19 protein-coding genes and 2 pseudogenes are annotated in these 23,181 nt (G+C 66.0%); 12 read left to right on the forward strand and 9 right to left on the reverse strand.

Annotated features, from left to right (window positions below):
* Positions 1–81 precede the first annotated feature (81 nt).
* Positions 82–225, reverse strand: a pseudogene (locus EDC31_RS17815) (IS3 family transposase); the annotation flags it as partial.
* A gap of 378 nt (positions 226–603) precedes the next feature.
* On the opposite strand from EDC31_RS17815, the gene EDC31_RS14885 reads away from it, so the two are divergent.
* Together EDC31_RS14885 and pbpC are read left to right on the forward strand one after the other, a co-directional pair.
* Complete coding sequence (locus EDC31_RS14885) at positions 604–5,670, forward strand: alpha-2-macroglobulin family protein (protein ID WP_042059945.1); 5,067 nt, start codon at positions 604–606, stop codon at positions 5,668–5,670.
* Between the two features lie 17 nt (positions 5,671–5,687).
* Positions 5,688–7,670, forward strand: a complete 1,983-nt coding sequence (gene pbpC / locus EDC31_RS14890; RefSeq protein WP_132127142.1) for a penicillin-binding protein 1C — start codon at positions 5,688–5,690, stop codon at positions 7,668–7,670.
* A 106-nt stretch (positions 7,671–7,776) separates the two neighbouring features.
* Here pbpC and EDC31_RS14895 read toward each other — a convergent pair whose 3' ends face one another.
* Positions 7,777–8,340 carry an isochorismatase family protein gene (locus EDC31_RS14895; RefSeq protein WP_042059943.1) on the reverse strand — a complete coding sequence of 188 codons (564 nt, stop codon included), beginning with the start codon at positions 8,338–8,340 and terminating at the stop codon, positions 7,777–7,779.
* A gap of 58 nt (positions 8,341–8,398) precedes the next feature.
* The gene (locus tag EDC31_RS14900; protein ID WP_042059941.1) at positions 8,399–8,851 is read right to left on the reverse strand and encodes a MarR family winged helix-turn-helix transcriptional regulator; all 453 of its coding nucleotides are present in this window, start codon (positions 8,849–8,851) and stop codon (positions 8,399–8,401) included.
* Positions 8,852–9,021: 170 nt separating this feature from the next.
* Here EDC31_RS14900 and EDC31_RS18555 point away from each other — a divergent pair.
* A pseudogene (locus EDC31_RS18555) lies at positions 9,022–9,225 on the forward strand (glycoside hydrolase domain-containing protein); the annotation flags it as partial.
* Positions 9,226–9,360: 135 nt separating this feature from the next.
* Here EDC31_RS18555 and EDC31_RS14910 read toward each other — a convergent pair.
* The gene (locus EDC31_RS14910; RefSeq protein ID WP_042059939.1) at positions 9,361–9,795 is read right to left on the reverse strand and encodes a UrcA family protein; all 435 of its coding nucleotides are present in this window, start codon (positions 9,793–9,795) and stop codon (positions 9,361–9,363) included.
* A gap of 123 nt (positions 9,796–9,918) precedes the next feature.
* Between EDC31_RS14910 and EDC31_RS14915 the strand changes: the two genes are divergently transcribed.
* Both EDC31_RS14915 and EDC31_RS14920 read left to right on the forward strand, forming a co-directional pair.
* Positions 9,919–11,322, forward strand: a complete 1,404-nt coding sequence (locus tag EDC31_RS14915; protein WP_042059937.1) for an aminotransferase-like domain-containing protein — start codon at positions 9,919–9,921, stop codon at positions 11,320–11,322.
* A 459-nt stretch (positions 11,323–11,781) separates the two neighbouring features.
* Positions 11,782–12,867 (forward strand): glycosyltransferase family 61 protein, encoded by a 1,086-nt coding sequence (locus tag EDC31_RS14920; protein ID WP_052512009.1) that lies wholly within the window; start codon positions 11,782–11,784, stop codon positions 12,865–12,867.
* On the opposite strand, the gene EDC31_RS14925 is transcribed toward EDC31_RS14920, so the two are convergent.
* A complete protein-coding gene (locus EDC31_RS14925) occupies positions 12,854–13,918 on the reverse strand; it encodes a thioredoxin family protein (protein WP_052512007.1) in 1,065 nt (354 codons plus the stop codon). The two genes, EDC31_RS14920 and EDC31_RS14925, sit on opposite strands and share 14 nt — an antisense overlap.
* On the reverse strand, positions 13,915–15,438 hold the full coding sequence (locus EDC31_RS14930) for a mannitol dehydrogenase family protein (protein WP_042059935.1): 1,524 nt from the start codon (positions 15,436–15,438) through the stop codon (positions 13,915–13,917). The genes EDC31_RS14925 and EDC31_RS14930 overlap by 4 nt, the downstream gene beginning before the upstream one ends.
* Positions 15,439–15,531: 93 nt before the next feature.
* Here EDC31_RS14930 and EDC31_RS14935 point away from each other — a divergent pair, with 93 nt between their 5' ends.
* The gene (locus EDC31_RS14935) at positions 15,532–16,788 is read left to right on the forward strand and encodes a TIGR03862 family flavoprotein (protein ID WP_042059933.1); all 1,257 of its coding nucleotides are present in this window, start codon (positions 15,532–15,534) and stop codon (positions 16,786–16,788) included.
* A 102-nt stretch (positions 16,789–16,890) separates the two neighbouring features.
* A complete protein-coding gene (locus EDC31_RS17820) occupies positions 16,891–17,061 on the forward strand; it encodes a hypothetical protein (RefSeq protein WP_164468404.1) in 171 nt (56 codons plus the stop codon).
* 20 nt (positions 17,062–17,081) lie between these two features.
* On the opposite strand, the gene EDC31_RS14940 is transcribed toward EDC31_RS17820, so the two are convergent.
* Positions 17,082–17,564 (reverse strand): flavin reductase family protein, encoded by a 483-nt coding sequence (locus EDC31_RS14940; RefSeq protein ID WP_042059930.1) that lies wholly within the window; start codon positions 17,562–17,564, stop codon positions 17,082–17,084.
* A 290-nt stretch (positions 17,565–17,854) separates the two neighbouring features.
* Here EDC31_RS14940 and EDC31_RS14945 point away from each other — a divergent pair, with 290 nt between their 5' ends.
* The 5 genes from EDC31_RS14945 to EDC31_RS14965 all read left to right on the forward strand — a co-directional run bounded on the left by EDC31_RS14945 (position 17,855) and on the right by EDC31_RS14965 (position 21,606).
* Complete coding sequence (locus tag EDC31_RS14945; protein ID WP_042059927.1) at positions 17,855–18,034, forward strand: DUF3311 domain-containing protein; 180 nt, start codon at positions 17,855–17,857, stop codon at positions 18,032–18,034.
* Positions 18,031–19,476, forward strand: coding sequence for a sodium:solute symporter family protein (locus tag EDC31_RS14950; protein WP_042059926.1), 1,446 nt, complete (start codon positions 18,031–18,033; stop codon positions 19,474–19,476). Before EDC31_RS14945 ends, EDC31_RS14950 begins: the two co-directional genes overlap by 4 nt.
* 158 nt (positions 19,477–19,634) lie before the next feature.
* Entirely contained in the window at positions 19,635–20,267 is a 633-nt protein-coding gene (locus EDC31_RS14955; RefSeq protein ID WP_042059924.1) for a GNAT family N-acetyltransferase, read from the forward strand.
* Positions 20,264–21,172: a carbon-nitrogen hydrolase family protein gene (locus EDC31_RS14960; protein WP_042059922.1), complete on the forward strand. Its 909-nt coding sequence runs from the start codon at positions 20,264–20,266 to the stop codon at positions 21,170–21,172. The genes EDC31_RS14955 and EDC31_RS14960 overlap by 4 nt, the downstream gene beginning before the upstream one ends.
* A 20-nt stretch (positions 21,173–21,192) precedes the next feature.
* Complete coding sequence (locus EDC31_RS14965; RefSeq protein ID WP_042059920.1) at positions 21,193–21,606, forward strand: ketosteroid isomerase-related protein; 414 nt, start codon at positions 21,193–21,195, stop codon at positions 21,604–21,606.
* A gap of 213 nt (positions 21,607–21,819) precedes the next feature.
* On the opposite strand, the gene EDC31_RS14970 is transcribed toward EDC31_RS14965, so the two are convergent.
* Both EDC31_RS14970 and EDC31_RS14975 read right to left on the reverse strand, forming a co-directional pair.
* Complete coding sequence (locus EDC31_RS14970; RefSeq protein ID WP_052512005.1) at positions 21,820–22,377, reverse strand: rhodanese-like domain-containing protein; 558 nt, start codon at positions 22,375–22,377, stop codon at positions 21,820–21,822.
* A 5-nt stretch (positions 22,378–22,382) separates the two neighbouring features.
* Positions 22,383–23,180 carry a quinoprotein dehydrogenase-associated SoxYZ-like carrier gene (locus EDC31_RS14975; RefSeq protein ID WP_052512003.1) on the reverse strand — a complete coding sequence of 266 codons (798 nt, stop codon included), beginning with the start codon at positions 23,178–23,180 and terminating at the stop codon, positions 22,383–22,385.
* Between the last annotated feature and the right edge of the window lies 1 nt (position 23,181).

Here is a 23,181-nt window from a genome sequence, read left to right on the forward strand (position 1 = left end):
CATCAGCAGCGTGCCGCCTAAACAGCATAACCAGAGGGGCCAGTTCCTCCGTTATCTCACACCATCCAAACTCCCAAATCTTTCGACGACGGACAGAGCATTCCGCAGGCCATCGAGCACAATGCGGATCTTCTCTTCCGCTGAATACTGCCGGCGCGTCGCCCGACGGATATCGCGGATCAATCGCTCCCCAGAACGCGTCTCCGGCAAGGCTTTCCGGCTCATGCTTCACTCCTTCGTCATTACAATGAGCCAGAAAGCCTCCTTTATCCAATCCGCCAATTCCGTCCCATAGGTCCTGACGGCGGACACCCCTGCATCCGGAAACCTATCCAAAAGCCAGATGGCCTGCGCTACACTCTGTCTGCATCGGGTCTCCGATCTCGCTCGCGGATTTTCCTTTTCCAACAAGAACTTTCGCCGATTTCAGAGCCCGATGCACCTACTCGTGTGAGAAATGCGGGCTAAACACCTGGAAGCTATGCGTTTTATTTTGAAATAAACGGAACGTGTGTTGATCGCTTCATGCAGACTTCGAAATTTTCATGCTTTCCGAACGTCACGGATGTTATACTCCAGCCGAAAGGCGCTCAGGGTTTGAATATGTCATTTTCATGCCGTTTTTTGTTCCCGTCTTTAAGTATCGCTGCCTTCTCGGCCTTTCTTTTTTCCTCCGGCAGCCGCGCGGCCCCCCCGCCCGTACCGCCTCTTGCCTTCCAGCGGACATCTCTTGACGCGACGGGTGAACGCCCCGAAATCTGCCTGCATTTCGATCAGAACCTGAACGCGCGGGACACGTCGACGCTCGCGCATTTCGTCCATCTCTCCCCGGAAGTCCCCTTCACGCCTCGTATCGAGGCCAGCGCATTCTGCCTTGGCGATCTCGCCTTCGCACAGGCCTATCGCGTGACGGTCGATCCCGCTTTTGCCTCGACCGACGGTCGACATCTCGCCGCCCCTCTCGTTCTGAACGCCCGATTTGGACGACGCGAGTCGAGCGTCGCCTTCGCCGGTGACGGCTTCATCCTGCCCGGTCGCGCGCCCGGACACGTGACCGGCCTGGCCGTCGAGAGTGTCAATGTGGCGACAGTCCGCGTGCATGTCTTTCGCCTGAGCGCCCATCGGCAATTTCCCGGGCTCACCGGCATCGACAGCACCGACCTGAACCTCAGCCAGACCAGCTTCCAGCCCTGGGCATTCCGGCATCTGCTGGACACCAGCCTGCGCGAAGTCTGGCACGGCACCATGACCATCGACAGCGTCCCGGACCACTCGACCACGACGGCCTTTCCTCTCGCGGACACCATCGGAACGGGACAGCCCGGGCTTTACCTCGTGACCGTCGAGAACGCCGCGATCGCACGGGAAAAAAGTCCCGTCGAAACAGCGCTCAAGGGGCGGGACGACGACCCGGACGGGCCGCAAAGCCAGATGATTGCCGCCCACTGGGTCAATCTCAGCAATCTCGGCCTGACCATGCTTCGCGGCGAGGACGGCCTGACCGTCAGCACGCGATCCCTGATGAGCGGCCAGCCTGCCGCAGGCGTGAACCTCACGCTCCGGGCGCGTGACGGCGGCGTTCTGGGCAGCGTCACAACCGACGCCAGCGGCCTCGGCCATTTCGACGCGCCGCTGCTGCGCGGCACGATGGCCGACCGTCCTTTGATTCTCCTTGCAAGCCAGGGAGACGATTTTGGCTTCCTGCTCCTGGATCGTCAGTGGTTCGATTTTTCCGAGCATCATGTTGACGGCGCAGATAGCGGGCCACCGGGCGGCAATCGCGCCCTCCTGCAGCCGGATCGCGGCATCTACCGTCCCGGCGAGACCGTGCATCTCCTCGCCCTGCTGCGCGACCGCGCCGGCAATGCCCTCGACAACGCGCGCCCCACCCTTGTTCTGCGCCGGCCGGATATGATGGAAGAACGGCGCATTCAACTGACCGGCGAGGCCGAAGGCGGCTATGCCGTCACGCTGCCTTTGAGCGCCAGCGCCCCCACGGGGCTCTGGCGGACGGATATCCTGCTCGATCCCTCCTTGCCCCCCATCGGCTCCGCCCGTTTCGAGGTGCAGGATTTCGTGCCGCCCGTCATCGAGGCCAACTTCAAGCCGCCTGCCTTCGCCACGATCGGTCAGGAGATCACGATCGACGCCACGGTACGCTTCCTTTACGGAGCGCCCGGCGCGGGACTCAAAAGTGACAGTTCCTATCGGATCGTGCCCGCGGCCGATCCGGTTCCCGGCCATAAAGGCTGGGCTTTCGGCTTCGAAAACGAGGACATCCCGTCAGGCAGCGGCGACATCGGCGCCGTTCCGACCGATCGCGACGGTCATGCCCGCCTCGCCTTCACGCCCGATATCCCTCAGGGCCTTACCCGCCCCCTCGATATCGACGTCCGCGCCGGTTTTCTGGACCCCATGGGGCGGCGCGTGGGCGAACACCTGACGATCCCCGTCCGCCGGACGGCGCCGCTGATCGGTCTGCACGTCGCGGCGGATGCCTCCGCCGACGCGGGCAGCGCAGCCATTCCGATAGATCTGGCAAGCTTCGCGCCGGATAATAGCCCGATCGCCATCGGGAAAATTCATTGGACCCTTGCGCGAATCAACCGGATTTATAACTGGTCGCATACGTCCGATAATGGCTGGACCTTCAGTAGCCATACTGTTGACGTGCCCATGCGCTCCGGCGATCTCACGACCGACGCGCGCGGCATGGCGCGCATCACCCCGATGCTGGGCTGGGGCGAATATCGCCTCAGCGCCATGCCTGCCGAAAACGGCGGCGCAACCGGCACCTCACTGCATTTTCAGGTCGGATGGGGTGGTGGCGGAGACGCCAGCACGCCCGACCGTCTGCCGCTCAGCGTGCGAGACCCGCAGATCGCGCCGGGGGGTCAGACGATCATTCACATCAGCGGCGGCTTCGCCGGTCAGGCGCAAGTGACGCTCGCGACCGACCGCGTGCTGAGCACCCGCTTTGTGGGCGTGCCGAAAGAAGGGCTGGATATCCCCGTCACCGCCACGCCGGACTGGGATACCGGCGCCTATGCGCTGGTGACGCTCTATCGCCCGCTGAACGGCCCTTCCGGCTTGCGCCCGCATGATCCCGTCCGCGCGGTCGGCGTTGCGTGGATCGGTGTAAATCAGGACAGGCACCGTCTGGACGTGGCGCTTGACGCGCCGGAAACGGTCGTGCCGCGTCGCCGGATCACCCTCCCGGTCACGGTCCATGCCGCGCAAGGCACGTCGGTCGATCATGTCAGGATCGCCGTGGCCGCCGTGGATCAGGGCATCCTGAACCTCACGCATTTCAAGCCGCTGGACCTGTTCGACGCCCTTTACGGCCGCCGGCGTCTGGGGCTCGACATGCTGGACAATTACGGAGCGCTCCTGCTCAGCGATGCGAAAGCAGGTCACATCCGCGCGGGCGGCGATGGCTCTGCCGCGGATAGCGGCGCGGACGGGCCGCCAGTCCGCACGACGGAAAGCGTCGCATTGTTCGATGGTCCCGTCGCGCTCGATCCTGCCGGGCATGGCAGCGTCTCGTTCGAGGTGCCGGATTTCGACGGCCGGCTTCATCTCATGGCCTCGGCCTGGAGCGAGGACGCCGTCGGCAATGCGCAGGGCGACATCACGACGCGCGATCCGGTCTTCCCCGATCTGGGACTGCCACGCTTCCTCGCTCCCGGCGACACGGCACAGGCGCTCGTTTCAATCGTCAATGTCGACGGCCCGGCGGCACGCTATGACGTGCAGGTCACGACGGACGGACCGCTCCGCGTCGCCGGACCGGCCATGATCGGCGCCACCGTCAAATCCGGCGACCGGGCCGATCTGCGTGTTCCGCTGACCGCCATGCCAAGCCTGGCCGGGCGCTCGGCCGTCGCGCATGTCCATCTCGCATTACGTCGCGCCGGGTCGTCCGCTCCGCTTCTCACGCGAAGCTGGCCAATCGGCATCCGGCTGGCCCATGTCCCCGTGACAGTCACGCGGAGCGTCCTGCTTCAGCCCGGCGATCATCAGACATGGGGCGCTACTGCCCTTGCGGGGTTTGACCCGGCGGACACGCAGGTCACGCTCGGCATCTCCGCATCCGGCGGGATCGATACGATCGGCCTGCTTCAGTCCCTGCAATCCAGCCTCTGGGGCGATTCCAGCACTCTGGCCGCGCAGGCCCGCGCGCTGCTGCAGGTCACCACTCCGGCTTGGCTCGGCATGCACGAGACCAGGGACGATCTGCACAAAAACATCCAATCGGTGATCGACACGCTTTTTGACCGGCAGAACCCTTCCGGCGAGATCGGGCAATGGGAGCGCTCCGACGGCCGCAGCCTGCCCGACGATCAGGACTATCTCGCCGATTTCCTGATCCGCGCGAAAGCCGCCGGATATGACGTGCCGGAGGACCGGCTCGGTCTGCTGCTCGACCAGATCGAGAGCGAACAGGTGCAGTCCCTTTCCTCCGATGGCGACGACGCGGACAGAGAAACGCGGGCCGCGACGCTGAACACGCGCGCCTATGCCACCTATGTGCTGGCGCGGGCGGGTCGTCTCCATCCCGACGGCATGCGGGATCTCGCGGCGTCGCTGATCGCACGACAGGATGGCGGGCATGTCAGCTATGTCTGGGCGGGCACGGCGGGGTCCAACGCGCAGGCTCGCCCGCTGGCTCTGGGTCACCTCGCCGTGGCGCTGGCGCTTGATGACGCGCCGGATGATGACAGCGCCACCTCGCCAGCCGCATTATTCGACGCCGCCATCGCCGCGCTGGGGCCCCCGCGCGCCGGCAAGCCGGATCTCTGGGACTATAAATACTGGACTTATGTGCGCGATCTGGCGGGCCTCGCGGCCCTGACGGCGGAAGCGCATGACGACCGGCGGACACGCCTGCTCGTCGATCGGTTCGGGAAGCTCACTTTGGCGTATGACGATCTGATGAACGTCACCAAAACGGCGCTGCTTGAAGCCGCGAGCGCCATGAACGCGGATACGGCAGGCCAGAGCGTCCGCGTGCGGGGACAGGCCGACGCGACGCCGCTGCACCTGCCATTGATCTATCCATTCAAGCCCGCCGCGCTCGAAAGAGGCATTCCGATCGAGAACACCGGCCGCAAGACGCTGTTCAGCACCCTGACCCTGCACGGCGAACCGGCCGGAAACGTCCAGCCTCTCGCCAACGGGCTGACGCTGGAAATGAAAGGGTTCACCCTAGGCGGCGCGCCGTTTGATCTGACGCACATGAAGCAGAACGACCGCTTCATCGTCAGCCTCAGGGGTACGGCGCTCAACCCCGGCAATTATCAGGTTGTCGTCACAAGCCTGCTTCCCGCCGGATGGGAGATCGAAAGCGTCGTTTCGCCCGAGGACGCCGCGCCCGAGGGGCGATATGGACGTGATGCCGAGGACGACAGGACGAAACCGCCTTACGCCTTTCTCGGCATATTGAGCCGGACGGAACACGCCGCCGCGCTGGACGACCGCTTCAGCGCCGTGCTGCGCTTCAGCACGCGCAGTCCCGAGCTGGCGGCGCGCGGTTTCCACGTCGCCTATATGGTGCGGGCTACCACGCCGGGCCATTTCGCCCTGCCCGAAGCCGTCGTCAGCGCGCGTTACCGGCCAAGCCTCATGGCCCGCACCGCGTCGGGATCGATCGAGATCGCCCCCCATTGAACCCGCGTCGCCCTTTCGTGAGACGAGGCGCGATCTGCCTCGGGTTTCTCGGCGTCGTGACGGCCGAGCTGCTCATCCTCGACCGTCTCGATCCGCCCGACCTGCATCGCGCCCGACAGATGAGTCTCTTCTTGCAGGCAAGCGACCATACGCCGCTCGATGCCCATACCAGCAGTGACGGCATGTGGCGTCTGCCCGTCACGTCATCCGACGTCGATCCCGCCTATCTCGCGCTTCTCATGGCGACGGAAGATCGTCGCTTCGACGAGCATCCGGGCGTCGATCCGCAGGCGCTCCTCCGCGCGGTCTGGCAATTGGCCCGACGCGGACATATCGTCTCGGGCGGTTCGACACTGGCGATGCAGACGGCGCGGCTGCTCACGCCGCATCGCCATACATGGACAGGCAAGCTCCGCGACATGCTCCGCGCGCTCCAGCTCGAATGGCGCTTCGGACGGCGCGGCGTGCTGGATCTCTACCTCACGCTTGCCCCTGAAGGCGGTCACATCGAAGGCATACGGGCGGCGTCGCTGCTCTATTTCGGCCATGAGCCGGGGAGGCTCTCTCCCGCCGAGGCCGCCATCCTGGTGACGTTGCCCCGACGACCTGCCGCTTTCTGGCCCCGGCGCCACCCCGAGGCCCTGATGGCCGCCGCCCGACGCACGCTCCAACGCGGCGGCGTCGCACCTCTCCCCATCGCGTGGCCGACACCAGACACGCAAGGCGTGCCCCATGATGCACCCGAACTGATCGGACATTTTCTCAGCGCGGGACGTCGTGGCGTCGTGACCACGACGCTCGACGCCCATCTGCAACGCAGCGTCCGGCAGGTTCTTGCGAACCGCACCGCACCGCTGCGCGGAACCTTCGCCACGCTCGTCGCCGACCACGACCGGCGCATCCTCGCATGGGTCGGCGGAGCGGAACATCCGGCACCGGGCTCCGCGATCGACGCCGTGCTCACGCCACGCTCGCCCGGCTCCACCCTCAAGCCCTTCGTCTATGGCATGGCGTTCGAAAAGGGATGGATGACGCCTCGCACACGCGTACGCGACAGCCGCCTGGCCATTGGCGGCTATGCCCCGCTCGACTTCGACCACGCGTTTCGCGGGGAGACCACCGTGAGCGAGGCGCTCCAGCTCTCGCTCAATGTCCCGGCCATTCAGGCTCTGGAGAAAATCGGGCCGACCCGCTTCCAGGAACGGCTTTCCACCAACGGCGTGCCTTTGCATCTGCCGAAAACTCCGGACGGGACGCAAACCGCGCCCAGCCTCGCCATCGTCCTCGGCGGCGTCGGTCTTTCGCTCCGTGATCTGACCACGCTCTATGCCGCGCTCGACCATGGCGGCCGCGTCGCGCCGCTTCGTGTCGAATCGGGCGGGACCGCGCCCGAAACGAGGTTATTGTCTCCTCGCGCGGCTGCCGACATCCGCGCCATCCTGCGTGACACGGCGCCGCCCGAGGGCGTTACCAACTGGGGCGACGTCGCTTTCAAGACAGGCACCTCCTATGGTTATCGGGACGGCTGGGCGATGGCTTCCACGCCTCGGGCCACGATCGGCGTCTGGGCCGGACGCCCTGACGGCACCGCCTCTCCCGGCCTGACAGGACGCGACACGGCAGGCCCGGTGCTCGCGGATGTTCTGTCGCTGCTTGCACCGGCACCGACCCGGGAGGAAGCACCTCAGGTCGAGCCTCATCGCGCGCTCGCCGCCCTCTCTCCCGCGCTCCGCGCCTTGCCGCACGGGCGAGCGCCGCAGATCATTTTCCCACGCGATCGCGCCGAGATAGAAAGCCGCTCTTCCGACGGCAGCATGGTCCCCGTCGGGCTGGAAGGTGCTGGCGGTCATCCACCCTATCGCTGGTATGTCAACGGCATCCCGCTGAACGTGCCGCCCGGCGCACAACCGGCCTGGACACCCGACGCGCCGGGCTTCGCTCATATCACCTTGGCAGATGCCGGGAACGCCCATGCGACCATAGACATTCGCGTCCGTTGAGAAAGCGCTACGGCACTCTACGAGCGCATCGCATGGTCATTTGGGAATGGCATTCGTCAGGAAGGCGCCCCCGAAGACGTAGGACCCAAGTGAAAGCCAATGCATATCAGCCGCTCCTCGCTGGCAGAAAACCTATGATCTCCGCTGTCGAACCCGTCTCGCCGAGACGCGGGAAGACATTGCAGATGCTGTAGTCGTGGGCCTTGGGACGCGTGTCTGTCATGGCATCGACGGCGAGCGTGACGTTGAAGCCGGCTTCGTAAGCCTGCCGCGCGGTCGCCTCGACGCCGGTCCCGGTCGCCACGCCTGCGATCACCACCTGCGTGACCCCGCGCGCTTTCAACTGCGCTTCGAGATCGGTGCTGGCGAATGCGCCCCAGGTCAGCTTCGTCACGAAGATGTCGGTCGGTTGCTGCTTCAATTCAGGGATGAGGTCGGTCCATCCCTCCGGAAAGGATCGCGTTTGACGCGGCTGTTCCGTGCGGCCGGGAGCGCCGCCTGCGACATTGACCAGCACGACCGGCAGGCTGCGCTCGCGAAAAGCATCAGCCAGTGCGCGGGCCCGCTCGATGACATTGTCCATGGAATGGGCGACCGGCAGGTTCACAATCCCCTTCTGCAGATCGACGACGATCAGGGCCGTATTCGGGTCCAGCGTGGTTAACGTCATGGATTATCCTTCTGGATGTCATGATACGTTCTGGTTGGTGCAAGCGCGCGAAACGCTCTCAGTCATCGACCAGCTTCCGGAGCAATCCGATCGCTTTCGCGACTTCGTCCTGCTCCTCAGGCGTGAGTCGCGCCTGAAGCGTGCGGACCAGCCAGTCATGTCGCGCGGCACGTCCTTCTTCGACCCACTGCCGACAGGCTTCCGTGAGCGAGAGGAGGGTCTGTCGTCCGTCAGCCGGGTCCGGCGCGCCACTCACGAATCCGGCGCTCTCCAGTGCGGCAATGACGGGAGCCATCGATTGCGGGCGGATTCCTTCCGCGCGAGCAAGGCTCGACGCCGTGGCAGGGCCATCCTTCTCCAGGCGCAGCAGCACAGAAGTCTGCGACGCCGTCAGATCCCCGACATGCGCCTGGTCGCGCAGCCGGCGCTTTAACTTGCTCAGCAGGGAGCGAATGTCCTGCGCCAAGGCGGAGACGCGAGCGGTTTGATCGTGGGGAGCCTCGATATTCATGCGTCGTCGATATCATATAAACAGTCAGACTGTAAAGATTAACTGTTCAGATAAACTGTCTATAAACATGCGCACACCCAGCAGCGGCCGAACGCATCCGGCTGGAGGGTTCGAAAAACCCTCTGGTTCTGTGCTTCGCTCTGTGATTCCATTCTGGACTTGATACGGTTTTGTGCCGGTGGATTGAGCGTTTTACGCTTGCATCAGGAGAGGCACGAGACGACGCCTATGACGACTGGTGCGTGGCGCAGGTGGCCAAGGCCGTCGGGCGGCGAACGGACGAGGCGTTCTATCTGCGCCGCTCTCTCGCCTATCACGCGATCTTCAATCCCGCGACCGGATTCATGCAGGCCCGCACCAGCGACGGCGCCTGGGCCGCTCCGGACGCCGGTTCTGCGCTGGCGGGACATCATGGCCGGACACAGCCTGCACTTCGTCATGGGACAGGAACGAAGCCGCTGGGGAACGGACTGGACACCGCCGGAGATCAAGTGAGGCAGGGGCGATCGTCAGGGCCCGTGCGCTGTCGGGCCGATCCATGGATCGAGTGCGTCGGCCATACGTGTCAGTGTGGGGCTATGGACGGCAGCTACCCCCCGGGCGAAGCTTTCATGATGGCAGTTCGACCATTCGATGACGTCCTGCGTCGGGATCGACAGGCCCTCCATGTCGCCGCAGGCTTTCAGCGCCGCCTTGTCGATCCGCGTCAGGAGCTGCCGAGCGCGGACGGGATCGCTCAGATCTGCCGCAACATAGGGAACTGAAATCCGTTCGACGCGCTCGTCCGCGTCCTCCGCCAAGGCAGGTCCTTGCATGGCCATGAGCATGACGAGGCCACCCAGGATTGCTCCGGCGATACACAGGGCTCCCGTCCATTCGCGGATATGCCGGGACGCATGAGTATGAGCTTTCGGACAGGGGATGTCCGAGACGGATTGGGACATAGGTCGGTCCTTATTGTTATAGTACAATAGAGACGAATCGATTCGATTATTCTAGATTGACAGCTCCGGAAAAGAGTTCAATCTCTATATTGTCCTATTCCAATCGAACCGACGGAGCCGGAGATGTGGCACCCTGACCTCCAATCCGGCCCCTTGCCGCTGTATGAACGGCTCGTCCTGACAATGGCGCGCGATATCCAGACCGGGCTGCTCGCCCCTGGCGCCAAGCTCCCGCCCCAGCGCGATCTGGCCTTTCGGCTGGGGGTGAGCGTAGGGAGCGTGACGCGGGCTTATGCGGAAGCGGAACGGAGGGGATTGTTGTCGGCCCATGTCGGACGAGGGTCGTTCGTCCGGGGTGTCCTGCCGGCCGTTCCGGACGTTCCTGCGGTCGAACGCGGAACGGCTATGGGACAAGGCAGAAGCGGCGTCATCGATCTGCGCTGCAACACGCCCCCACCCGTTCCCCTGATGCCGGAACTGAAGACCGCTCTGGCTACATTGATGGCGCGCGGGGCGCTGGACCCCGCGGTGCACTACATTCAAGGGGCCGGATTGCCGCATGTGCGAGCCGCCGGAGCACAGTGGATCGCCCGGCACTATGGACTGGATTTCGATGCGGGGCATTTGATCCAGTGCAACGGCGGCCAGCACGGTATTGCGCTGGTTTTCTCGTCGTTCTGTTCTCCCGGCGATACCGTTCTGTGTGAGTCCTCGACGTTTTACGGCGCCCGTATGGCGGCAGACCATCTCGGCCTGAAACTGCGGGGCGTGGCGATGGATGATGACGGGCTGCTGCCAGAGGCTCTCGACCGGGCAGCAGCGGAAACCGGCAGCACTCTGCTCTTCACGCTGCCGACCCTTCACAATCCGACGACGCGGACGATGTCCGAGCAACGCCGGCAGGAGATCGCGGCGGTCGCACGGGCGCGTGATCTCCTGATTCTGGAGGACGATGCTTATTACGCGTATTCCGAACGCCCGCGTCAAATCCTGTCCTACGCACCTGACCGGACACTGTATCTTGCCAGCCTCTCAAAAGGGGTCTGCCCGGGATTCCGGCTGGCGTTTCTGGCTCTTCCGCCCCACCTGCCGCGGGAGCGACTCATGCGGGGTATTCGTGCCCTGGGTTATTGCCCGCCCGCCCTGGGAGCGCTCGTGTTCAGCCAATGGGTCGCGGATGGTCGGATCGACGCGATCGCCCAGGCGGTGCAAGCGGAGGCCAGTGCGCGTTGGGATCTGGCGCGCTCGATGCTGGGGGCGTTCATCGCGCGTCCCGGCGCCTCACATTCGCCTCATGCGTGGCTGCCGATGTCCGCGCTCGAAGCGGAGCGGGTGACGGCGCGATTGCTCCGCGCCGGCGTAGAGGTCACACCGCCGGATGCATCGTCGGTTTCTCCTCAGGCAGATACAGGGCTGCGGCTCTGTCTGGGCGCTCCGGAAGACCGGGACGAACTCGGGCGGGCGCTGGGGATTATTGCGGGAGCGATCACGGGACACGGCAGTGTCGACCGGGACGGAATCATATGAGGTGAAATTGACGTTTCGGTCCGTCGGGGAGATGGAGGACATGATTATTTGGCCGTGACGTCATATTCATCCGCACTCCATACGCACCACCGGCCGGAACACCGGCGACTGTCCAGAGGCTGTCCCGAAAGTCGTTGGGTCATGGAGGCGACGCTGCCGGGGCTCTGCCCCGGACCCGCCAAAGGGCGGTCGCCCTTTGGAAGCCCTTTGATTAATTCATGGAGTAGAGGGGTTTTTCCCTTGCTGGCGCGGGGCAGAGCCCTGCATCGACGTAAGTCGCGACGTCTGAAACACTCTCTCAGCTTCGGGGATCGGGACCAGAAGCGCGGGCAGGCCGGGCGCGCAGAAATCCGGGAATGCTCATGCCGGTCCAGCCCTGCCCTCCTATACGGGCTGCGACAATTCCCTTATGGTCACCCTGCGTCACCATGGTGGGAACAGTTTCGACCGGCTTCTGACATGCGGACAACCAGCCTCGAGACCGTCTGCACCCTGCGCGAACATGTCGAGACATGTTCCGCGACGGAGATCGCGACGCTTCCCCCCGCGCTCCTGGACCGGGCGGAAGCCAATCCGTTTCTGGGCTATCGCAGCCTTTCCGTCGAGATTTTCCGCTATGCCCTGAAGCGTGTCCTGCTCGACCGGGACACGATGACGCTCCTCCGCCGTCCGTTTTTCGGGGGGCCGGCCGCCTTGATCCGGGAAACGGCCTATGTGCAGGAGCCCGCGCGTCTCGCCGCCCTGCGGATGCGGAGGGACGCGCAACGGCAGTGCGGTCCGGTGACGTTGTGCTTCGATCACTGGGACCAGAACTACTATCACTGGGTCGCCCATACGCTTCCCACACTCGGCACAATGATCGAGGATCACGGGATCGAGGATCACGGGGTGCCCGCCTCCGTGCTGCTGCCGGCCCATCTCAAACCCTGGCAGCGTGAAACGGTGGCGTTGCTGGGGCTCGACCCGGACGTTCAGCCGCGGATCGATTATGGCGAACAGCGCATGTTCGGGCGCGCGTTCTATTGCGATTACGTGCGCGGGACGGCCGATTTCGCCGTCTCGGCCCGCTCCCGCGCGACTTACGAACGCATGGTGCGCGCCGCGGGCGGGAATCGCCCGGGAGGGAGGAAACTCTATATCGGGCGCGGCGGCCAGACCAACCGGCATGTGCCGAACGAGGCTGAACTGGAAGCCCGGCTGGCCGCATGCGGGTTCACCTGCGTGCTGCCGGAGACACTCTCCGTCACGGCGCAGATCCGGCTGTTCCGCGAGGCGGAGATGGTCGTCGGCTTTCTCGGCGCGGGGCTGGCCAACATCGCCTGGTGCGCGCCCGGCACGCTGGTGTACGAGCTCGTGCCGAGCCATCACGTCAATCCCTGCTTCGCCGTCATGGCGCATCAGGGCGGCCTGCATTACTGGGCGGACCTCATCCCGAGCGGCGTGGAGGCGGAGAGCCACGAGACGGGTTTCGCCCGTCCCGTCGATGTCGGCGCCATCCTCGCGCGGGTGCGGGAGATCGAGCGGCTCGGCCTCAGCCGAAGGTGAAGGAAAACGCCTGCACGCCCGGATCGAGGAAGTCGATGCGGAAGAGATGATCCGTCACGGGGCCGGTCTGGCGCACGAGCTGGTAGAGACGCTGCCCCGCCACCATGCCGTTCCCCGCCGCGTCCGTGTCCACGCCATGCTGCATCCCCGGCGGCCGCCCGTCGATGGTGACGCGGAACCGCACCGGCTTGCCGTCCGGCCCGGGACCGAGCACCAGATGCAGATCGCGGGCGTGGAACAGGAAAAGAATGGCCCCGCCCGGACGGTCGAGCACGGCGTCGTCCGCGCCGACCGTCCAGAGTCCCGTCAGGCCCCAGCCGTTCAGCCCGAGTCCGGCCGCGTCGGTCAGGTACTCGTTGGCCGAATCCTGCACCATACCGCCCGTGGACGCGAAATGCCGGGCGCGCGCATAGCCGATATAGGTCTCGGGGGAGAGCATGTCTGCGAAATCGCCCTCCGCCTGCGCGCCCGTGCCGTCCGCCGCGACCAGCGTGTCCGGCACGCCGGTCGCACCCGCCTCGCGCAGCAGGGTCTGGATCGCCCGCTCGGTGCGGTCGTACTGGCCCTCGCCGAAATGGTGATAGCGGATGACGCCCTTCGCATCGGCGAGATAGGCGGCGGGCCAGTACTGATTGTCGAAGCCGTTCCAGATCGCCATGTCGTTATCCACCGCGACCGGAAAGGTGATGTGGTAGCGGCTGATGGCGGCCTTGATGTTGTCGAGCTTCTTCTCGAAGGCGAATTCCGGCGCGTGGACGCCAATGACGACCAGCCCGTACGGCTTGTATTTCTCCGACCATGCTTCGACCGTCGGCAGTTCGCGCAGGCAGTTGATGCAGGAATAGGTCCAGAAATCGACGAGGACGACCTTCCCGCGCAGCGCCGCGCGGGTCAGGGGCGGCGTGTTCAGCCAGCCCGTCGCGCCGTCCAGCGCGGGAAGACTGCCCTCCCGCGCCAGAAGCGGCTGAGCGCGCGGCGCGGCCGGGAGGACCAGCGCGGCGAGCGCGAGCAAAGCGGGAAGCAGACGGAAACGAAGCGGCGACAGGCTCATTTCTCTTCCCTTTCGGCGCGCCCGATCCCTGACAGCACCCCGATCCCTGACAGCACATCGTCCAACACCGCCAGCGTGCCGCGTTGTTCCAGCGCCTGCACACAGGCGACGGTGGCGGCGACGAAAGGAGAGTCCGCCGTCAGCTTCAGATCGGCGAAAATCGGCAGCGACAGGAGGGCCCGTGCGGGATCGCGCGCCAGCGCGATCTGCTCCGCCGTCAGATGGGGCTCCTGCGGCGTGAAGTCCCGCCCGAGATCGTCCCGCCCGCCGAGATAGCGCAGAAAACACGCCATCACGAAGACCAGCCGTCCTGTCTCCCCGCCGCGTTCCAACTGAAGGGCGAGAGTCGGCAGGAGAAAGGTCGGCAGCTTGCTCGCCCCGTCCCCGGTGATGCGCGGCAGCCGGTCGCCCACATGCGGATTGCCGAAACGCGCGATGATGGAATCGCGATAGGCCGCCAGATCGATGCCCGGCGGCGGTTCGAGCACCGGAATCGCGTCATGGGTGATGACATCGTGAACGAGGCGATGGATCAGGGGGTGGTCGATCGCCTCCTTGACGGTTTCCAGCCCGGCGAGCTGGCCCGGATAGCCCAGCACCGAATGCCCCGCATTCAGCATCCGCGTCTTCGCCGTCTCGAACGGGTGCACATCCGCGACGAACTGGACGCCGACCTCTTCCAGCGGCGGCCGCCCGTTGCAGAAATGGTCCTCGATCACCCATTGGGCGAAGGTCTCGCAGATCACCGGCAGGCGTTCATTGACGCCGCATTCCGCATTCACTCGCTCGGCATCCTCCTTCAGCACGGCGGGGGTGATGCGGTCCACCATGCAGGACGGAAAGGTCGCATGCGCCTCGATCCACCGCGCCAGATCCGCGTCCAGCGCCGCGGCATGAGCGAGGACCGCCCGGCGCGCCACCGCGCCGTTGCCGCGCAGATTGTCGCAGGACAGCACGGTGAATGGCGCGATCCCGGTGTCCCGCCGCCGGCGCAGGGCCTCGACGATGAAGCCGAAGGCCGAACGGGGACGGGATGGCTCCGCAAGCTCGGCCCGCGTCAGCGGCGCGTCCAGACGGTACGATCCGGTCGCGGGGTCCTGATTGTATCCGCCCTCGGTGATGGTCATGGAGACAATGCGCGTTTCCGGCGCGGCCATGCGCGCCAGCACGGCCTCCGGATCGCCGGGGGCGAAGAGATAGCCCACGATGCTGCCGATGACCCGATGCGTCACGCCGCCGTCGGGCGCGTATTGCGTGAGGATGTAGAGATCGTCCTGCGCCGGGAAGGCGTCGAGCTTCAGCCGCTCCGTCTCGTCGTCGATCAGCCCGACCCCGCAGATGCCCCAGCCCTCATGACCGGGCGAGCCCAGCAGCCGGTCGAAATACCAGGCCTGATGCGCGCGGTGGAAGTTGCCGACGCTGAGATGCACGACCCCCGGCGAGACGGCGGCCCGGTCATAATGGAACCGTTCGACCGAAGGATGCAGGTCGGCGAGAGTCGTTGTGTTGAGATCGATCATCGGAGATCCTGAACGCGCCTGTCTCGCAGGCGTCGAAGGGCGGTTGGCAAACGACGCCGGAGCAGCCACAGAGTTGCAATGATGGTTGCAACGATGTCCGCGTCCGATCCAGTCCTTTCCGCGCCGACCCCGGGCGATTCCGCTTCCGTCGCCGTCATCGGCGCGGGGCCTGCCGGTCTCTTCGCCGCCCTGCGCCTTGCGGAAGCCGGGCGCCGCGTCCGCGTGTTCGACCGGATGGCCGCGCCCGCCCGCAAATTCCTCATGGCCGGGGCGAGCGGCCTGAATCTCACCAACGCGGAACCGCTCGACCGTTTCCTCGATCGCTACGGCCCCGCCCGCGCGGTCCTCGAACCCGCGCTCCGCGCCTTTCCGCCCGAGGCCCTGCGCCGCTGGGCGGAAGCGTTGGGCCAGCCCTGCTTTACCGGCAGCAGCGGGCGGGTCTTTCCCGAGGCGATGAAGGCCTCGCCGTTGCTGCGCGCCTGGCTGCGCCGCCTGACGGCGCTCGGCGTGCGCTTCTCGCCGCGCCATGACTGGCTGGGCTGGGCGGGCGACGCGCTCCGCTTCGCCACGCCGGAGGGCGAGGTGACGTGTCGTCCCGACGCCACGCTCCTGGCGCTGGGCGGCGCGTCATGGTCGCGCCTCGGCTCCGACGGACAATGGGCGCGGTTTTTCTCGCCCGGGGATCTGACCGGATTCCGCCCGTCGAATTGCGGGTTTCTCCCGGACTGGTCCGAGGCCGAGAGTCTGCGCCGGGAGGGCGACATTCTCAAGACCGTGACCCTGCGCTTCGATGGCGCGACCACGCAGGGCGATCTGACCTTCACGCGCCACGGCGTCGAAGGCGCGCCGCTCTATGCTCTGTCCCCCCGGATTCGCGACGCCATCGCGCGCGACGGCGCGGCGATCCTGCGGCTCGATCTGCGACCCGGTCTCGACGAGGCCGCGATCGCCGCGCGCCTCGGTCGTGTGCGCCCGCGCGAGAGCCTCGCCAACCGTCTCCGCAAGGGCGCGGCCCTGACCCCGCCGGCACGTGCCGTGCTGCTGGCGGGAGTCGCGCCGGATGGGCCGCTGGACGTGGCCGATCCCGCATCCCTCGCCCGGCGCATCAAATCCGCCGCGCTGCGACTCGTCGCGCCCGAGCCGCTGGATCGCGCCATTTCCACGGCGGGCGGATTGCGTTTCGACGCGCTGGACGAAGATTTCATGCTCCGCGACCGCCCCGGCGTCTTCGCGGCCGGAGAAATGCTGGACTGGGAAGCGCCGACCGGGGGATATCTCCTTCAGGCCTGTTTCTCGACCGGCCACGCGGCGGCGGCGGCCATCTCGGCCTGGCTCGACAGGGCATCATGATACGGACGCAGGGGGCGCGTCGTCGGGGTGCGCCTTCGCTCTTTTCAAATGGCCGTTTGGCCGTATTCTGATACGCTACCGGGCCGAGGCGGGAGAAGAGCGGTGAGGGAATTCGAGGACGAACGGCAGATCGCACTGATCAACCTGATCGCGGAGGTGCGGCGCGATCTCGAATCCCTCCTGCACGACTCGGGTCTGTCGAAGACGCTGCGTGAATCTCTCGCGATGATCGCCGACAAGATGGACGCGCTGAACGATCTCTCGCACGGCTGAGACGTGGCGCGGCCGGGGGTTCAGCCGGACAGCGAGAAGCTGCCGCGGAAATAGAGCAGCGGCGCGGCGTCGGCGCGCGAGTTCATCGTGATGTGATCGGGGCGGGCGAGGAAGATCTCATGCGTGCCGCCGCGCAGGGTCTCGACGACCGTGCAGCCGATCTCCACCAGCGCGTCCTTCACGAAAAGACGCCCGTCCTCATGGCGGTGCATCGGCACGGCGTCGTCCTTGCCGCCGGAGGGGAGCGCGAAGTGACGGGCGACGGCCTCCTGTTCGCGGGAGAGGATGCTGAGGGCGAAGCGTCCGGCATGCTCCACGGCGCGGCATGTGGCGCTGGCGCGGTTGACGCAGATCAGGAGGGTCAGCGGATCGAGCGAGACGGAGCTGAGCGCGCTGATCGTCGCGCCCTGTTCCCCCTGCTCGCCCTCAGCGGTCACGACGGCGACTCCCGTGGCGAAATGCGCCATGGCGAGGCGGAAAACGTCGGAGGTCACTTCGGTCATGGGCGGATGTCCGGCGGGCTGGAGGATCGGTCTCCTGTCTTCCTGCCGTGTCGGAAGCGACGCGGCAAGCGGCGTTGTGTCCCGGTGGCGTTTCAGTTTGAATTTCGACACCGCCACGCCGGGCTCCGCGCCGCAGCCGCCAAAGGGCGGTCGCCCCTTGGAACCCGCTGACTTTAAACAAATGAGGTCCGGCAATCCGATCTTCACGACCGGCGAAAAGACGGGTTGGTCCCGAGGCGCGAAATATGGCATGGGCGATCATGACACATGAACAAGGGAATGAGCGCGCAATGAAACGCGGCTGGCCGCTTCTGCTGGCGCCTGTGATCGGACTGCTCTGGGTGCCGTTCTACGACCGGCGCGGCCCCGCGCTGTTCGGCTTCCCGTTCTTCTACTGGTATCAGTTCGCCTGGATTCCCGTGACGGCGGTGCTGATCCGGCTGGCCTGGGCGCTGGAACGCCGGGCATGACGCCGGCGATCGGGGTCTTTCTCGTCTTCTTCGCGGTGACGATCCTGCTGGGCAGCACGGTGTCGCTCTGGCGCGGGTGGCTCGCCTCGGGCCGCGGACCGGGGTCCGCCAGCCAGGAATGGGGGCTGGGCGGACGGCATTTCGGCGCGTGGGTGACGTGGTTTCTGGTCGGCGGGGATTTCTATACCGCCTATACGGTGATCGCGGTTCCGGCGCTGGTCTATGCGACGGGGGCGTACGGGTTCTTCGCGCTCCCCTATACGGTGATCGTCTATCCCTTCGTCTATGCCGTGATGCCCAGACTCTGGACGGTCGCGCGGGCGGGAGGGCACGACACGGCGGCGGATATCGTGCGTGGGCGCTTCGGCAGCCGGGCGCTGGAGCTGGCGGTCGCGGTGAGCGGGCTGCTGGCGATCCTGCCCTATATCGCGCTGCAACTCATCGGCATCCGGTCGGTGATGGAGGCGCTGGGGCTGCCGGGGCTGCTGCCGCTGCTGGCGGCTTTCGCGGCGCTTGCGGCCTATACATGGCTGGGCGGGCTGCATGCGCCCGCCTTCACAGCGGTCATCAAGGACGTGATGATCTATGTGGTGGTGTTCGCGGCGGTGATCGTCGTGCCGATCCATCTCGGCGGCTACGGGGCGGTGTTCGCCGCCGCGCCGGGATCAGGCACAGGCGGCGCGATGCTGGAGCCGGGGCAGGCGATGCCCTACGCCACGCTGGCGCTCTCCTCGGCGCTGGCGGCCTTCCTCTATCCGCACACATTGACCGGTATTCTCGCCGCGCGCTCGGCGGATGCGATCCGCACCAATGCGGTGTTTCTCCCCGCCTATACGATCCTGCTGGGGCTGATCGCGCTGCTCGGGCTGATGGCCCATGCGGCGGGGATCGAGACGCGGCACGCGGCGCAGGTGGTGCCGCTGCTGTTCGCGCGTCTGTTTCCAGGCTGGTTCGCGGGGTTCTGCTTCGCGGCGATCGCGGTCGGCGCGCTGGTGCCCGCGTCGGTCATGGCGATCGGGGCGGCGAATCTGCTGACGCGGAACATCCTGCCGGGGCTGTCGGGGTCGCTGCGCGGGATGCGGATCGCGGGTCTCGCGGTGAAGTTCGGGGCGCTGGCCTGCGTGCTTGGCCTGAACGCGCGATTCGCCATCGATTTCCAGCTTCTCGGCGGCGTCGTGATTCTCCAGACCTTCCCGGCCCTGGTGCTGGGGCTGACGAGGCTGCGATTGCGGCCCGGCGCGCTGCTGCTGGGCTGGGGCGTTGGATCGGCACTCGGGCTGGCGCTGTGCTTTCATGACGGGCTGGCGCCGGTGCATCACCTGACCCTGGCGGGCGCGGGATACGCGGTCTCGACCGGATTGCTGGCCCTGCTCGCCAATCTCGCGGTGAGTTTCGCCTTCAGCCTCGGACGACGCGCCGTGCATGGGAAATCTGCGCCGTGACCGGTCGGTGCCGGGCAGAGCCCTGCATCGAGCGCCCCGCTTTCCGGGCTGGAATTCAGACGGAACGCGACCGGGCCGTCTGGAGAATTGCCATTTTGCATGATCCGCGAGACACTATTGCCTTTCATATGAAAGTCTTTCCTGGAGACTGACGGCTGATGGGACGCCTGACGATCGAACGCTGCCCGCGCGACCGCCTCGATTCCGTGCTGGACGATCTGGCGCGTCTGCGGATCGCCGTGTTCCGCGCCTGGCCCTACCTCTATGATGGGGATGATCCGGAATATGAGCGGCGCTATCTGGAAGTCTATCGCCGCAGCCCCAAGGCGGCGGTGATCCTCGCGCGCGACGGGGAGACCATCGTCGGCGCCTCCACCTGTCTGCCGATGGCGGATGAGGGGGAGGCGATGCGCGCGCCGTTCGTGCGGCGCGGGCTCGATCTCGATCCGATCTTCTATTTCGGCGAATCCGTGCTGCTGCCCGCCTATCGCGGCCAGGGCGCGGGGGTGCGCTTCTTCGCCCTGCGCGAGGCGGCGGCCCGCGAGGCCGGGGCGCGAATCGCGACCTTCTGCGCCGTGCGCCGCCCGGCCGATCATCCCGCCCGTCCGGCGGGGGCCGAACCTCTGGACGCGTTCTGGACGAAGCGCGGGTACATCAAACTTTCGGGGGTTTCGATGGAATATCCGTGGAAGGAGGTGGGCGGGACGGGCGAAACGCCGCATACTCTGGATTTCTGGGCGCGGACGCTGGATGGCGGCGCTCTTCCGAACGAACTGATGGAGGCATCATGACCGCTCCCCTGCGTCTGGGCGCCCGGCCCCTGCGTCTTGGAGCCTATGCGTGGCCGGTCGAGCGGATCGCCACGATGGACGAGTACGCCGCCCATCTCGACCGCGTGGTCGCCGAAGGGGCGCGGCAGGCCGATCTCCTGCTGATGCCGGAATATGCCTGCATGGAGGCCGCCGCCGCGCTGACCGGCGGCTCCGCCGACCCCACGGCGGAGCTTGCGGCGATCGTCGCGCGGAGCGACGAAATCCTCGACATCATGATCGCCGCCGCGCGCAAGCACGGCGTCTGGCTCATGCCCGGCACGCTGCCGCGTCCGGAGCCCGGCTATGTCCGCAACCGCGCGCCGCTGATCGCCCCGGACGGGCGCGTCGCGCTACAGGACAAGCATGTCATGACACGCTTCGAGACCGAGGCGTGGGGCGTGCAGGCCGGTGCGCCGCCGGGGGTCTTCGACACGCCCTGGGGCATGATCGGCACGGCCATCTGTTATGATTCCGAGTTTCCCATGCTCACCCGCGCACAGGTCGAGACCGGGGCGTGGCTCATCCTCGTGCCCACCTGCACCGACACGATGCACGGCTTCAACCGCGTGCGCGTCTCTGCGCAGGCGCGGGCGCTGGAAAACCAGTGCTTCGTCGCCGTCGCGCCGACCGTGGGAGACGCGCCCTGGCTGGCGACGCTGGACGAGAATCGCGGGCAGGCGGGCATTTACGGCCCGATCGACCGCGGTTTTCCGTCGGACGGCATCATCGCCGAGGGGCCGCTGAACGCGGGCGGCTGGGCCGTCGCGACGCTCGATCCCACCGTGCTCGAAGACGTGCGGCAGAACGGCGCGGTGCGGAACTGCCGCGACTGGCCGCGCGCCGTCCCGCGCGCGACCACCCTTCCCTTTTCCTTTTCGTCCTGACCCTGAGCGGAGAGACTTTCATGTCCGTCGAAACCACGCGCACGCTGATCAAGACCTATTACGACACTTTCAACGGCGGCGATCGCGAGGCGTTCCTTGCCCTGTTGACCGAGGACGTCGTCCATGACGTCAATCAGGGCGGCAGCGAGACCGGCCTCGCGCCGTTCCGCGCCTTCCTCCAGCGCATGGACCGCTGCTACAAGGAAGAGATCCGCGACGTGGTGGTGATGGTCAATGACGACGGCAGCCGCGCCGCGGCGGAGTTCGTCGTTCACGGCACCTATCTCTCCACCGATGAGGGCCTCCCCGAAGCCCGGGGACAGCGCTACGTCCTTCCGGCGGGCGCGTTCTTCACCGTCGTGAACGGCAAGGTCGCGCGCATTTCCAACTACTACAACCTGCCGGACTGGGAACGTCAGGTCACGGGCGGCTGAGAGACTGTTTCAGAAGTCGCGACGCAGGCCGATGCAGGGCTCTGCCCTGCATCCGAAAGGGGCAAAACCCCTTCACTCCATGAATTTCAATAAACTCAATCAAAAGGTTTCCAAAGGGCGACCGCCCTTTGGCGGGGTTCGGGGCAGAGCCCCGCGAGCGTCGCCTCCATCGAATGGCGAGCCGAGAAACGGCCCAGCGCGGTGCGCCGGAGGTCATCGCCGATAGGGCCAGCCTTCCTGCGGAAGGACATTCGCCACGGGAAACTGCTTCCGCCATCCGTCGATTCCGTCGGAATACCAATACACATCGGTATATCCGGCCTCGACCAGACGTTTCCCCACATTCCAGCTCTGCCAGCAATGCGGATGGCAGAAGCTGACGATCGGCGTCGATGTCCGTCCGCCGCTCAACGCCTTCACGCGTTTCAGAAAATCGGCGACAGCCTGCGGCGGCAGATCGCCATACCCCGCATCCGGAAACCAGATCGCGCCGGGAATGGAGCGATGCACGGGCATCCATAGGCTGCCGGGAGGAAGAGAATCCGGCTTGTGATCGGCGGAGGAGGAATCGATCAGAAGAGGCTTTTCCGGCAGAAGTCGCGCCAGACCCTCCGTGTCGATGAGTTTGGCGCCATGCAGGGTCGCGGGAGGCGCCCCGTGAATGTCGCCGGTCCAGATCCCTTCCGGCTCCGGCACGGCCCGCGCGGCCAGCGCGCCGGGGAAACAGGCCGAAAGAAACGCCGCCAGAACGACCCCGCCGGCCCTCGGCAACGGTCTCAACGGTCCGCCGGGAAGACATGGTTCCAGCTTCCGCCTCTCGTATCCGCGATCCGGACGTCGAACGCACCGTCCTTCACTTTCCTGTAAAGAAAAGATATTTCCGGATTGCTGGATATCGAGATGTCGGTCTCCATGGAAAGAACGGTCCGGCCGTCATATTGAATATTCGTCTTGTCGATATATCGAGCCGGTTTGTATCCCTGCGTGACTGGATCGAACTGCATGCCGTTATAGTTGGGATGTCTGATCAGCAGAGTGGCTTCCGCCGCGCCGTCCGGCTGTGGCACGGGGTCGAATCGCATCTTCATCGCACCGATATTGAGCATCGGGTCGTCTCCCCCCAGTCCGACCGGCCCCGAACATCCGCCGGCCGCCTTCACGAATCGCGATGTCTCCAGCAGCCTTCCGTCGGCGGTCCGCGCGACGGCATGAACATTGGTGAAACCGTCGATGCGGACCTGGAGCTTGATCAATGTCGGGTCGGCGGCAGGGCCGAAATGGATTTTCGCGGCGACAGGCGAAGGGTTGTCGTCAATAATCACATCCACGCCCACGGCATGAATCGCTGGATCGATCCGCAGCGTCAGGGGAACGACCGCAGCATCGTCGGCCTGCGCGGGCATGTCGAGGGTCACGGCTGGTCCCGCCGGGCTGAGCGGCGCGGCGCCGAAGATCCTGTGACTCAGAGCCGCCCAGCGTTGCACCCGGTCAGGCTCGGTGCCGTCGGACGCGTGGGCGGACGCGGACATCATCGCGGCGCACAGCATCGCACTGACGAACAGATATTTCTTCACG

The sequence above is a fragment of the Acidomonas methanolica genome, from assembly GCF_004346035.1.
Taxonomy (GTDB): Bacteria; Pseudomonadota; Alphaproteobacteria; order Acetobacterales; family Acetobacteraceae; genus Acidomonas; species Acidomonas methanolica.